A 13,322-nucleotide genomic window follows, 5' to 3' on the forward strand; every position below is an offset into this window, starting at 1 on the left:
TAAATCAATTTTAAAAGTATTTAAAGTTTTTCCAATGAAAAAAAATATACTAATTATGGCTGTTGGGGCATGGTTCCTGAGTGCCAGTTTATCTTCCTGTAATTATCTTAATAAAAAGCCCGATAACCTGTTAACATCTGATTTGATTTGGAGCACCAGGGCCAATGCCGAATCATACCTGTACAATATATATGGATATATTGTTGAAACCGACGGCGGCGATTTTAGTGCTATGGGCGCAAGTGATGAATCATCTGTATCTATCCCAGGTACCAATGTAAGGCAAATGGTTGCAGGCAACTGGAGTCCTGTAAATGCTTATTTTGACAATTGGGATAACTATTATAGAGGAATCAGATCGTCATTTATTTTTGAAGCTAATATTGATAGGGTTCCGGCCAGCCAGTTAAGTGTAACCTTAAAAAATCAATATAAAGCAGAATCGCGGTTTTTAAGGGGATGGTTTTACTGGCAGTTGATAAAACAATATGGTCCGGTTGTAAAAGTAACGGAAGCATTAAGTTTAAATGCCGATTTCAACAAGTTCCCAAGATCATCTTTTGACGAGTGTAAAGACTATGTTAACACGCTAATGGACCAGGCAGCGGCCGGTTTACCTGCCGAATGGGCTACAACCAGCAATTACGGCCGGCCAACAAAAGGTAGCTGCTTTGCTGTAAAAGCACAAATTGCCTTACTGGCAGCCAGCCCGCTATGGAATGGTAACTCTTCGTTTGCCTCTTTTAAAAACCAGGATGGTACACAACTGGCACCAACGGTATATGATGCCAATAAATGGAAAATAGCAGCCGATGCCGCCAAAGCAGTAATTGACCTTGGCTCATATAAGTTATTTACCAATCTTGACAATGGCGGGACGGTGTTTGATCCTTACCTGTCTGTAAGGGATCTTTTCATTACCAACTGGAACAGCGAGATTATTTTTTCAAGAAATTCATGGAATTACACAGGTTATACCAAGTGTGTAACGCCTGGCGCCGGCGGGTATAGTATGTATAATGCTACCCAAAACGTTGTAGATGCATTTTACATGAATAATGGCAAAACCATTGACGATCCATCATCCGGGTACACTGCAAGCAATTTTGCGCAAAGCAATGGCGGCAAGTACTGGGAACACAAAAAGGGGCAATGGAACATGTACGCAAACCGCGAACCAAGGTTTTATGCTTACATCCAATATAATGGCCGGCCGGTATTACCCGCACCAACTGTTGATGATAAAAACTATTATTCATCAACCGAAAATATTGACGGAACAGGTCGGGCCGAGTTTTATTATAATGGCAAAGCCGGAGCAAAAGCAAGCGGGGCCAGCAATAACATTACAGGCTATGATGTGCTGAAAAATGTAAGTCCTGCCGATAATATAAGGCAATGGACTGCCAACTACAGGCCTTTTATATTGATAAGGTATGCCGAAATTTTGCTTGATTATGTAGAAGCTTTAAATGAGTACGATCCATCTAACCAAAATATTGTGCTTTACCTTGACCAGATCAGGAGCAGGGCCGGTTTGCCGGGCATAGAAACTGTTTACTCCGGTGCAGTTGGAAACAAGGACCTGATGCGCAAATACATTTTGAAAGAAAGGCAAGTAGAGCTTTGTTTTGAAAGCGACAGATACTATACCCTCATTAGAAGGTTATTGTTAGGTGCCGATGAAAACCAAACCATTTACGGATTAAATGTAAATACCGACGATCAGGGACAGGGGTTTTCGTTTGGAGCTCTTTATAATAAAACACTTTTCCAAAAAAGGGTATGGAACAATAAAATGTATTTGTTCCCAATTTCCCAATATCAATTAGACCGTGACAGGGCATTGGTTCAAAATCCCGGTTGGTAGATGCGTGTTTTTTATTTGCCCAAAGGCAATAAAAGAGGTATAAAAAACTAATAATTAAAGTGTAATTATTCAAATGAAAACATTCATAAACATAATGTCAAAAAGCATAAATCAATGCTTATTTGCCGGCGGGGTTTTTATAATGATAGCTTTTATAAGTTGTAAAAAAGACAAAACTCCCACACATAATAGCAACTCGCCAATTAACATTAACAGCTTTATTCCGGCACAGGGTGGCGGCGGAACAGAAGTGCTTATAAACGGCAGTAATTTTTCAACAGATACTTCGCAAATTGCGGTTACCCTTAATGGGGTAAAGCTCAAAATCATCGGTGCCAATACCACGCAAATGATGGTAGTGATACCCAAAAAAGCCGGAACCGGGCCGATTATGGTAACTATAGGTAAGGGAACGGCGACAAGCACAACTAATTTTACTTACCAGTATACCAGGACGGTTACTACGCTGGCCGGGTCGGGTAAAGCCGGTTTTGCCAATGGCCAGGGAGCGGATGCCCAGTTTGATTTTAATGGTCAGGGCTGGTACAGGAGCTGCGGTGTAGCTGTTGATGATAACCTGAATGTTTATGTTGCCGATCCGGGGAATCACTGTATCCGGAAAATTGATACCGGCGGAAACGTTACAACGCTGGCCGGTAATCCGGGGGTTTCTGGTTATTCTGATGGGAAAGGCACAGCTGCAACTTTTTCTTTGCCTTATGATGTGGCTGTTGATGCCCAAGGCAATGTATACTCTGCCGACCCGGGCAACTGGGATATCCGAAAGATAAGCCCTGATGGTACGGCCACTACCTGGGCCTGGGGAAACCAGTCGCCCTGGAGTGTAGCTGTTGATAAAACTTCGGGCTACGTTTATTACTCAAGCTGCTCCATTCCGGGAAGTATTTACCAGGTATCAGCACAGTGGACTGCTAAAGAAGTTGTATCCGGCCTTAATTATCCCGCAGGCATCAAGTTTGATAAAACCGGGAATCTATACGTATCAATGAACGGAGATCATGTTATTAAAAAATATACTGCCGGAACCTGGCAGGGTAGTATCATTGCCGGGCAGCAGGGGAGTGCCGGTTATGTGAACGGAGGGCCCGCAGTATCAAAATTTTCGTTGCCATGGGGCATCGCGGTAGATAACAGCAACAATATATATGTGGCAGGTAACGGAACCGTTTATGGCGATACCGGCCACCCCGATCAAAGTATCCGCTTTATACAGGCCAGCACATTTGAAGTAAGCACTTTTGCCGGAAGTAGTACAGCCGGATACACCGATGCAATAGGAGGGTTTGCACTTTTTAGCGCGCCAACCGGTGTTGCTGTAGATAAAAACGGAACTGTTTACGTGTTGGACAAAAATAATAACCGGATACGGAAAATAGTTTCCGAATAATGCAATATGTGCGCTGAATAGCTTCCCAGGATCGATGGTGGTAATCTTTGAGTACCCGCCCCAACAAATATCTCTTTCATTGTTTGGGAAGCTGTTTGAGTGATAGTTTATGTTGTTTGATTTGTATGGTACCTCKTAGCACGTATAATTTGCTACGAGGGCTATACTTTGCGCCGCTAAACGCAGGTAACATTTAATAACTGCAAGGCAAGGCAGCAAGTATTTCTTAATTAAAAAAACGCAATGAAATTTTATATCAATATTTTGTTAGTGTGTGTTTGCGCTTTACAAACGCTGGCCTGCAGCAAAAAAACAGCTGGTAATAATGTGGTGCCCATAGCAGCTATCCATGTTTATTACGTGGCAGCAAACGGGTCTGATGCTAATGCAGGCACAATCGGCGCGCCCTTCCAAACCATCAATACCGCGTTAACTCATGCCACACCCGGCGATACCGTTCTGGTTAGGGGAGGCGCTTACTACGAAAAAGTGGTGTTCCCAAAATCGGGAATAATGAATAAATTGATTACCGTAAAAGCATTTCCCGGAGAAAAGCCTGTAATAGACGGAAGTAAAATAATTATTTCAGGATGGATGTCGTTAGTCACTCTAAGTAACGTAAGGTATATAACGCTTGACGGTTTTGATATCTGCAATTTTACAAGTGCTGCTTTTAATACCGATCCCGAGGGTATAGCAATTAACGGCGACTCGCACGATATCACGATTAAAAACTGTAATATTTATAATATTAAAAGCAATGCTTCATTAGCTGATTGGCGTAGCGGCCATGCTATACTGGTTATAGGCAACGGAACCACAGCTATTACCAACCTGGTTATTACCGGATGTACAGTACATGATACACAAACCGGTACAAGCGAAAACGTAACGTTGGCGGGTAATATAGACGGCTTTATTTTTAGCCATAATAAAGTATACGATACGGAAAACATCGGGATAATTGTAGCCGGTGGCGATAACCTCAATAAAACCGGCGCAGTTGCCACCAATTACGCCCGTAATGGAGTAATCAGCGATAACGAGTTTCACGATAACTCGATGACCAAAACACCGGAAATTTGGGGACCCGACAGGTATGGCGCCATTTCTATTTACGTGTGTGGCGGCGCTAACACCATTATTGAACGGAACAAAGTATATAACAGCGACCGTGGGATAGGGTTGGTGAGCGAAAGTAACGTGTATGCTACCCGAACCACCATTGTGCGAAACAACTTTGTGTACAACTGCTACCGTACAGGCATATACATGGGCGATTATTTAAACTATACATCCGGCGGAACTAAAGACTGTTATGTGGTGAATAATACCCTTTATCAAAATGATCGTGTAATAGGTGCATTTGGTGAGATTGAAGGTGAAATAAGGCTTACTGAAAATTGCATAAACAACGTAATAAAAAACAATATTGTATACGCAAGGCCGGTTGATGTGTTTATTCACAAGTATACTTCAACCGGGAGCAATAACGTAATTGATAACAATTTATACTTTACAACTGGTACTCCGCAATGGATATGGAACAGCACCAATGGTACTCCATATACCAAATTAAGTGCATGGAAAACAGCCAGCGCTAACGATGCTAGCTCGTTATATGGTGCAGATCCCTTACTAAAAAGCACCTCGCTGCCAGATCTTCATATACAATCATCGTCTCCTGCAAAAAATTCCGGGCAGGTAATTTCGGCAGATATAAACGGGGCAACAGATATTGATGGAAATGTACGTGTTGTGGGCAATAAGATCAGTAAGGGCGCACAACAATAGGGGATCTTTAATTTAAAAACTACAGATGATGAAACGTAATATTAATATTTTTTTAATGCTTGGTTTTGTGGCGCAGGTATTTGGTTGCAGTAAAAAAAATGGCGCCGGGGTTATAACACCTCCTGCCGGCGCTCATATCTATTATGTATCTGCTAACGGGTTAGAATCTAATAAGGGAACGATTGACGCGCCCTTCCAAACCATTAATAATGCGCTAAACCATACTATCCCCGGCGATACTGTAATGGTACGGGCTGGCATATATAGCGAAAAAGTGGTTTTCCCAAAGTCGGGGGTAATGGATAAGTATATTACATTGAAAGCCTACCGTGGCGAGAAGCCGGTTATTGATGGCAGCGCTTTCAGCGTTAATGGCCGCGAGGCGCTGGTAACTATTGATAAAGCCAAGTTTATAGTGGTTGACGGTTTTGAAATACGCAATTTTAAAACATCTACCGGCGATCCTAAAGCTATTATGGTTGAAGGTGGCTCTGATTATATTACCATAAAAAACAACACCGTATACGGTATCGATTATACACAGTTGCCGCTTAATGGGGGAGGTAATGCCATTTTAATTATCGGGAACACGTCTGATCCGGTAACTAATATTACTGTTAGCGGGAATACCATACACGATTGTAAAACCGGCTATGGCGAAAACCTGACTGTCAATGGGTATGTTGACGGATTCTCCATTACCAACAATACCATCTATAACGCGCAAAATATTGGTATTGATGCTGCCGGCGGCTACGCGGCTAATGCCGATCCTGCACTTAATTATGCACGAAACGGGGTCATCAGCGGTAATACCCTATATAATATTGAAAGCAAAAGAGGGCCGCTTGGCGGACATGGCGCTATAGGTATTTATGTAGATGGCGGCAGAAACGTTGTGGTAGAAAAGAACAGGGTATCGGTTACAGACAGGGGTATTGGCGCCGTAAGCGAAACCAATGGATTTCCTACTGATCATGTTATCATCAGGAACAACCTGGTGTATAATTGTTGGTGCTCAGGTATTTATATGGGAGGATATTTGAATTATACCGGCGCGGGCACAAGTAACTCATACGTAGTAAATAATACTTTATACAACAATAATCAGGCATTAGGCGCCTTTGGCGAAATAGAAGGAGAAATCAGTATCAGGGAGGATTGCACCAATAATGTGATTAAGAACAATGTTATTTATGGCGGTGCATCAGATATGTTTATTCATAAGTACACGGCTAAAGGATCTGGAAATGTTATTGATTACAACCTGTATTATACCACAGGTGCTGCACAGTGGACCTGGAACGGTACATCGTACACCGATTACAATGCCTGGAAAGCCGCCAGTGGCAGTGATGCTAATTCTACAAATGGTGCCGATCCTTTATTCATAAATACATCCGGCCCCAATCTTCATTTGCAAACATCTTCTGCAGCAAAAAATAGCGGGCAGGTAATATCTGATATTGTTAATGGCAGTACAGACTTTGATGGCAACACGCGTATCGTTAATCAGCAAATAAATAAAGGTGCTTATCAATAACCATTAAGCCGTATATGCAGGTACGCACGGCTTTGCAATTATGGCACATCGTACGGGTGACGTTAACCCTTTAATTATTTTGACACCAACGATTTTTTGGACTAACAGATAATAAATATTCATTGTTTTAATCTTGCTTACCAAATGGAAAAGATCCCCACAATTAAAGAGATAGCTAAACGCTTAAAAGTAAATGCTTCAACGGTATCCCGGGCTCTTCACGGGCATCCCAGTATTGGCCTCGTAACTACTATGCGGGTTAATAAAGTGGCAAACGAATTAAATTACGAGCGCAATCAAACCGCTATATTTTTTAAACAGCGAAAAACATTTACTATCGGCGTTGTACTCCCCGATTTTTCTGATGCTTTTTTTTCTTCGGCGCTTAGCGGTATAGAAGATTACGCCAGTAAAAAGAATTATAACGTTTTTGTAGGGCAGTCATTAGAAAATCCTGATAAGGAAAAGAGCATCCTGGATACCATGAAAAATCACCGGCTGGATGGCATTATCATATCTATAAGTAAAAATACCACGGATTATGAAGTGTTTAACCAATTGAAAAAATATAACATTCCGGTAGTGTTTTTCGACCGCATACCCGACATGGAGGATATCCACTATTCTGCCTGTAACCTCCAGTCGGGAATGTTACAGGCAGTTGATTGTTTGGTAGAAAAAGGCCATCGTAATATCGGGTTAATTAATGGCCCATTGCACCTGGGGGCAAGTAAAGAGCGCCTGGCTGCATATAAAAAAGGGCTTAATAGTCATAATATAGCTATAAATACACAACTGATTGTTTCATCCGATCTTTCAACCGATCAAAATTACCGGGCTATGCGGCAGCTATTATCATTAAAAGAAAGACCAACGGCTATCATCGCTTTTAATGATTATGTAGCACGTGATGCTATGTCGCTGATGGAAAAAAACAACCTGGTAGTTAACCGCGATATAAGCTTTATTAGTTTTGCCAATTCGCCTATCTGGAGCTTTATGGATAATTCGCCAATGGCATCTATCGAACAGTTTCCACAAAAACAAGGCGTAAAGGCAGCAGAAATTCTTTTCGAATTAATTGCCGGCCGTACCGAAGAAACATCGTCGGCTCCTGTTTTTAACCAGGTGATATTTGATTCCAGCATGGTGTCTCATCATGGCAAACGCATCTAAATAGCTAATAGAATGAGTGATATAAGCCCCCCCCTTGTTTTTATCGGCTGATCATGGCTAAATGATCCGGCTACCAAAGGGACCTGGATTGGCCAACAACAGGCACAAATATTTGGATGCGCCTAAATTTCGCGCTCAGTTTAGTGTTAACCATGATAAAATGTAAAATATTGATTATTAAGTATTTATAAATATTTTATTTGAAATGTGTTAAGTTATGTTAACCCAATAAGATGCGTTTGCCCTGTCTCATTCGGGTAGTTTTTGGCCTAAACGCCGTTTTTAATACTCCAGTACAAAAGTGCCGCTGTACTTTAAAGCGGCACTTTTTTGTAAATCGTCAGGTATCTTGATGCTTAACAAACCGTTTTTATAATCCCATTTCAGCTTTTTAATACTGCCCAGCAAGCTTACTTTTTTAATTTGCTTGATATTATCAACCGGGAAACTTACGTCGGCCGGCAGGTTTACCATATCTTTTTCAGATAGCCAAAAAGCATATAACGTTTTCGTGGTTTTAGATTTAGTAAAATAGATGTTGCCGGCGGAGTAGGGGGTTGCAGGCTCCGACCCATAAATACCCTTCCCGTTAATTTTCATCCAGGCGGCAATATCCTGCAATCTTTGATAGGCAATGGGGTTCCAGTCGCCATCGGGCCCCGGGGCAATATTAAGCAGCAGGTTACCGCCGCGCGACACTATTTTTATAAGCGTTTGCACCAGTTGCCGGCTGGGTTTAAATTCGTCGTCCGGCACGTAGCTCCAATATTTACCAATGGTCATACAGGTTTCCCATGGGTATGATAAAGGCTTGTCTGGTACCTCCTGCTCTGGCGTGGTATAGTTTTCAAATTCGCCGGCAACGGTACGGTCTACCATAATAAGGCCTGGCTGATGGCTGCGCCCCATTTTGGCTATTTTGGCCATATCAAGATCCTGGTTATAGTGCTGCGGATCGTTTCCCTTTGTTGCTGAGGGCCGCACCCAACCACCATCTAGCCATAAAATATCTACTTTGCCATAGTCGGTCATCAACTCTTCAATCTGGTTATAGGTAAAATCTTTAAATTTTTGCCAGCGTTCGGGGTAGCGTTGCGGGTCGTAATTAACATTGTGGTCTTTAGGGGGAAAGTACGACCACCAATAGTTTTGGTTGTGCCAGTCGGGTTTAGAGAAATATGCCCCAATCATGAAATTATCTTTACGAAAGGCGTCAAATATTTCTTTGGTTACATTGCTACGTGGATTTTTTGAGAAAGGCGTTTTAACATCCGTAATTTTATAATCCGTTTGTTTGGTGTCAAACATGCTAAAGCCATCATGGTGTTTGGTGGTAAACACCATATAATTCATGCCCGCGGCTTTTGCGGCTTTTGCCCATTTTTCGGGGTTAAAGTTTACAGGGTTAAACGTGGTTTGCAGGTTTTCGTAGGCTTTTTTATAGGTGAAATAATCAGCACTATAGGGGCCGGTACGGGTAACCCAGTCATCGGGGCAAATAGTCCAGCTTTCTGCTACGCCCCATTGGCTGTAGGTGCCCCAGTGCATAAACAAACCAAATTTTTGGTCCTGCCATTGGGCAAGCTTTTGCCGCACCAGCGAGTCTTTAGGAACCTGGTACGTGGTGGACATTTCGTGCTCGTTTTGCGCGAGTGCTGCCTGGCCACAGCTTAACAAACAAAGGCCAAGTATGAATTTTTGGATCATGATAAATGGATTAATTTTTAAAGCCGGGTATATAGCATTAGTTCAGTACCAATTCAATTACCGGTATCTCGGTATCAGGTTTGGTCTCGGGTAGGTTTAATACAAGGTCGTTTCCTGTATCTTTTGATTTGTTATCCGTTTGAATTTCTGAGGCATCGTGCAAAAACTGTATATATTTTACTTTGTCCTTATATCCTTGTAAAGTGATTGTTTTGCCCGGATACTCTAACAAATGCACATACAAACGCCTGGCGCTGGCATTATAGGTAAGCATAGTATGTTCAGGCGCTTTAAATGTTTCCGGGGCTTCGGTGCATCCGTAAATAGCGCGGCTGTTGTATTTCATCCAGGCTGCTATTCCGTCCAGCCTTTCGTTAGCGCGTTTATCAAATAAACCACGTGCAGTAGGGCCCACATTCAACAGCAGATTGCCGCGCTTGCTTACGGCTTCTATCAGCATCGTAACTAACTGTTTGATGCTTTTCCAGCTGTTTTCATCGCGGAAATATCCCCAGGAGCCAGAAAACGTTTGGCAGGTTTCCCAATAAGTTTTGTAGTCGTTTTTTTTGGTCCATTCTGTTAAATTTACCTGTTCAGGTGTCAGGTAGTCCCATCCGTCCTGGTATTCGTTTATATCAAGGCGATTATCAATTATAATATTGGGCTGTAGTTTTCTTATTTCTTTAACCAATTCAACAGATCCCCAGTCTTTGCTGCCTTTACCATGCTTGCCATTGTCGGGGTACGAAAAATCGAGCCAAAGCATGTCAATTTTACCGTAGTTGGTAAGCAGTTCTTTAATCTGGTTGTGCATGTAGGTGCGGTACCTGGCCATATCGCGGCCTTTATTCAACTTATCATAATCCTCATCCTTTTCGCTTGCCGGTTGCAATGGGTGTAAAACATCAACCGTAAAATCCGGATGGTGCCAGTCTAACAAGGAATAATAGAAACCTATTTTTATGCCTTCGGCTCTAAATGCATTTACAAATTCTCTTACAAGGTCTCTTTTAGCAGCGGTATTGGTGGCCTTATAATCAGTGTATTTTGAATCAAACAGGCAAAACCCTTCGTGGTGTTTGGTAGTAAGCACGGCATATTTCATTCCGGCTGCTTTGGCTTTCTTCGCCCATTCTTTGGGGTTAAATAAATCCGGGTTAAACTCATCAAAGTAAGGCTGGTATTGTTCGTTGGTCATGCGCTCCCACCTTTTTACCCATTCGTGCCTCGCGGCTTGTGAGTAAAGCCCCCAATGAATAAACATACCAAACCGATCGTTGGTCCACCAGGCCATGCGTTTAGCTTTTTGTTCGGGTGTTTCTGTTCCTATTTTCTTTTGCGCATACGAAGAGGAAAATACCAGGGAGATTAATAACGTAATTAAGACTGTTTTTTTGAATTGACGCATAGCGGCCTGTTAGTTTGAATTAAAATGGGTGTGCTAAGTTTACATCGATAAAATTTCCTTAACCACTTCCTGTAAAGGTCTGTGTGGTTTTTCGGGATTTAGCTTTTGGTTTTCATCCACCCATTTGCGTTCCCAGGAAAAGTAATCGGGCTCGGTAACGTTTTTGCCCTGCAGGTTACCACGCAGGTAATCAAAATAAATTTCCCAGCGGGGCAGGTAGTAACCATCTACCAGGCCGGCCCATTCTTTATAGGCATATTCATGCAGGTTATCTTCGGTACGTATGTTTTCTCCCCAATAGGTAATCTGCATTAAGGCATTTTTTAGGTTATTTGCTTTCTCTTCGGCAGTGTTTCCGTTGGCTATAGCTTGTTTCAGATAGGTGTTAAGCCTGAAGTAACCATCTGTATTCAGTAAGTCGTCTGTCAATTTTATCATGTGCAGAAACTTTTCGCTTGCCTTGTTAAAAGCCGGTAAATCCTTATTGTTGTATGCGGTTACCAGGTCATTAAAAACAAGGGTTCCTTTATTTGACAACACCTGCCTAACCATATTGATGAGGTCTATTTTATAAGTAGCTGAATTTATAAGATCAGGCGTAGCCCTGGCAAACTCTTTTACCGCTTTTTCAAATTGTACAGTATCGTAATTTCGGGTAAGCGTGCCCCAGCTGGAGATTGATTTAACTTTAAGCGCCGGCCTTGCACAGAAAATAGACTCACCTGCGCCTTCCTGGTAACCGGGAAGACTTTGGTAAATGGTTTGTAAAAAGCCCTGCCATGCATTACTTGTATGCGTATTGTTTACGCCATAACGGTATTTGGCGTAATCATTAATCCAGGTCCGGGTATCAACATGTTCTTTGCGCCAGCCCAGTTCAAGCATCAAATCATAGTCTGGCGGATTGTTGTTGATGCCTTCGGGCATTATGCCAACACCCTTAAGATAATTGCTGTAAGTGCTTTCCCTGGCCCTGTAAATTTCATCGGCAAAGCGCTGTAATTTGCCATATACACCGGGGCGTTCGCCAAAATTGTTAACACTGCACCATATAAACGGCGTATTATCGTAGGCTTTACGCTTTTCCCAGTTGTTCGTAAACTCGCCAAAAAGCTCCTGTACCAATACTTTTGATTTATCGAGACCGTCAAGCATGGCTTGTTTGGGGTTATCCTGCCAGCCCTGCAATACCCATGACGAGCCCGGGTAATAACTTTGCATTGATGCCTGTATGCTTGCCCCTGCCTTTTTCAAATCTATCCCATCGGTTTTACCTCCCTCATGAAAAGGATCGCCTGCAAAAAAATGGATATTTTTACCATATAAGGCCTGTATTTCGCTGTAATATATCCCCGCTATGCGACTAAATTCCGGATCAGTAGGGTCAAGTATGTCGGGCCTTTTAAATGCGCCCCAGGTGCCCTGGTCTATAATGTGTGCCTTGCTTTTATTTTTCAAGGTGCTTGGTACCATTCCGTAAAAGCCCTGCAAAACAGGCTCAATCCCTAATTCCCGCATTCGCTTTATCATTTTTTGCTGAATCAACTTCCGGTTGTCAATCTGGCTTTGCGGCATCGGCCCGCCCCAGCCTTCAATATTGCCCATCAGCCACCATGCGGTATAAGCAGGGCCAACTATAAAGTTGTTAATTTCACTATCGTTATAGCTTATCTTCCTCAGTGTATTTTGCCATACCGCTTCCATACCTTCAACGGTAAGCATGGTATTAACACCATTTAGCGCCATCCAGTCAAGCTCCCGTTCCCAATCGGCCCAGCTATAAAAACTCATGGTATAGTTATAGGTACAATAATTTAATGCATAACGATACTTAGCCTCTGCTTTTACAGTCTCTTTTTTGCCAACAACCGGAATCGGAAACACAGGTGCCAGGTTATCGCCCATATGCGACATCGACCTATTGCAATAATATTTTAAATACCAGTTTACACCAACTGCCGCCGCGTTAGGCCCCGATGCGCCGATCACCAGTTTGTTTTTTACCGTTTGAAGCTGGGCTATTTCGGAGCCCGGAGATTTTAAGGCCTTGAAAATAATATGATCACTTAACCAGGGAGCACGCCTTTTAACCAGTGCTTTTACCGGTTCAAATTGTTGGGCAAAAAGATGTATTGGCAAAAATAAAACAAGCAGAAAAGTTAGTTTTCGCATATGAAAATATTGATTTTGAGGGTTAACATCCTCGAAACTAACTAAAATTAAAATAGAAAATAAGGTGCAGCCCGGCGTTGTGGCGGTATAAAAATTACGCAAACGTTTGTTGCGGCATGCGCAAACGGTTGCGTAATTTTTAGCTATTTTTTTGGATTATAATTTTGTTACAATTGTAATTCAAAGGGGAAATCTATGCTTTTTGAAAGCTTCCCGCAAAAACGATAAAACAAATATTACCTGC

8 protein-coding genes are annotated in these 13,322 nt (G+C 42.3%); 5 read left to right on the top strand and 3 right to left on the bottom strand.

Annotation, left to right across the window (positions count from 1 at the left end; all coding sequences use genetic code 11):
* Positions 1-34 precede the first annotated feature (34 nt).
* The 5 genes from AC1DV1_RS17460 (at position 35) to AC1DV1_RS17480 (ending at position 7,791) form a co-directional block, all read left to right on the top strand.
* Positions 35-1,870, top strand: a complete 1,836-nt coding sequence (locus tag AC1DV1_RS17460; protein WP_477361475.1) for a RagB/SusD family nutrient uptake outer membrane protein — start codon at positions 35-37, stop codon at positions 1,868-1,870.
* Between the two features lie 94 nt (positions 1,871-1,964).
* On the top strand, positions 1,965-3,278 hold the full coding sequence (locus tag AC1DV1_RS17465) for an IPT/TIG domain-containing protein (RefSeq protein ID WP_477361477.1): 1,314 nt from the start codon (positions 1,965-1,967) through the stop codon (positions 3,276-3,278).
* Between the two features lie 243 nt (positions 3,279-3,521).
* The gene (locus AC1DV1_RS17470) at positions 3,522-5,072 is read left to right on the top strand and encodes a right-handed parallel beta-helix repeat-containing protein (RefSeq protein WP_477361479.1); all 1,551 of its coding nucleotides are present in this window, start codon (positions 3,522-3,524) and stop codon (positions 5,070-5,072) included.
* A 25-nt stretch (positions 5,073-5,097) separates the two neighbouring features.
* Entirely contained in the window at positions 5,098-6,615 is a 1,518-nt protein-coding gene (locus AC1DV1_RS17475; RefSeq protein WP_477361481.1) for a right-handed parallel beta-helix repeat-containing protein, read from the top strand.
* A 144-nt stretch (positions 6,616-6,759) separates the two neighbouring features.
* Positions 6,760-7,791 (top strand): LacI family DNA-binding transcriptional regulator, encoded by a 1,032-nt coding sequence (locus AC1DV1_RS17480; protein ID WP_477361483.1) that lies wholly within the window; start codon positions 6,760-6,762, stop codon positions 7,789-7,791.
* A gap of 282 nt (positions 7,792-8,073) precedes the next feature.
* On the opposite strand, the gene AC1DV1_RS17485 is transcribed toward AC1DV1_RS17480, so the two are convergent.
* From AC1DV1_RS17485 to AC1DV1_RS17495, 3 genes are read right to left on the bottom strand one after another with little or no spacing between them, the layout of a single operon-like run.
* A complete protein-coding gene (locus AC1DV1_RS17485) occupies positions 8,074-9,498 on the bottom strand; it encodes an alpha-L-fucosidase (protein ID WP_477361485.1) in 1,425 nt (474 codons plus the stop codon).
* A gap of 37 nt (positions 9,499-9,535) precedes the next feature.
* Positions 9,536-10,906, bottom strand: coding sequence for an alpha-L-fucosidase (locus tag AC1DV1_RS17490; protein WP_477361487.1), 1,371 nt, complete (start codon positions 10,904-10,906; stop codon positions 9,536-9,538).
* A 39-nt stretch (positions 10,907-10,945) separates the two neighbouring features.
* Entirely contained in the window at positions 10,946-13,078 is a 2,133-nt protein-coding gene (locus AC1DV1_RS17495; protein ID WP_477361489.1) for an alpha-N-acetylglucosaminidase, read from the bottom strand.
* Between the last annotated feature and the right edge of the window lie 244 nt (positions 13,079-13,322).

The organism is Mucilaginibacter sp. P4_D1 (assembly GCF_056401935.1).

Excerpts from the sequence above, each read along its gene's own strand:
- AC1DV1_RS17460 (WP_477361475.1), top strand. The coding sequence starts at position 35 with ATGAAAAAAAATATACTAATTATGGCTGTTGGGGCATGGTTCCTGAGT.
- AC1DV1_RS17465 (WP_477361477.1), top strand. The coding sequence starts at position 1,965 with ATGTCAAAAAGCATAAATCAATGCTTATTTGCCGGCGGGGTTTTTATA.
- AC1DV1_RS17470 (WP_477361479.1), top strand. The coding sequence starts at position 3,522 with ATGAAATTTTATATCAATATTTTGTTAGTGTGTGTTTGCGCTTTACAA.
- AC1DV1_RS17475 (WP_477361481.1), top strand. The coding sequence starts at position 5,098 with ATGATGAAACGTAATATTAATATTTTTTTAATGCTTGGTTTTGTGGCG.
- AC1DV1_RS17480 (WP_477361483.1), top strand. The coding sequence starts at position 6,760 with ATGGAAAAGATCCCCACAATTAAAGAGATAGCTAAACGCTTAAAAGTA.
- AC1DV1_RS17485 (WP_477361485.1), bottom strand. The coding sequence starts at position 9,498 with ATGATCCAAAAATTCATACTTGGCCTTTGTTTGTTAAGCTGTGGCCAG.
- AC1DV1_RS17490 (WP_477361487.1), bottom strand. The coding sequence starts at position 10,906 with ATGCGTCAATTCAAAAAAACAGTCTTAATTACGTTATTAATCTCCCTG.
- AC1DV1_RS17495 (WP_477361489.1), bottom strand. The coding sequence starts at position 13,078 with ATGCGAAAACTAACTTTTCTGCTTGTTTTATTTTTGCCAATACATCTT.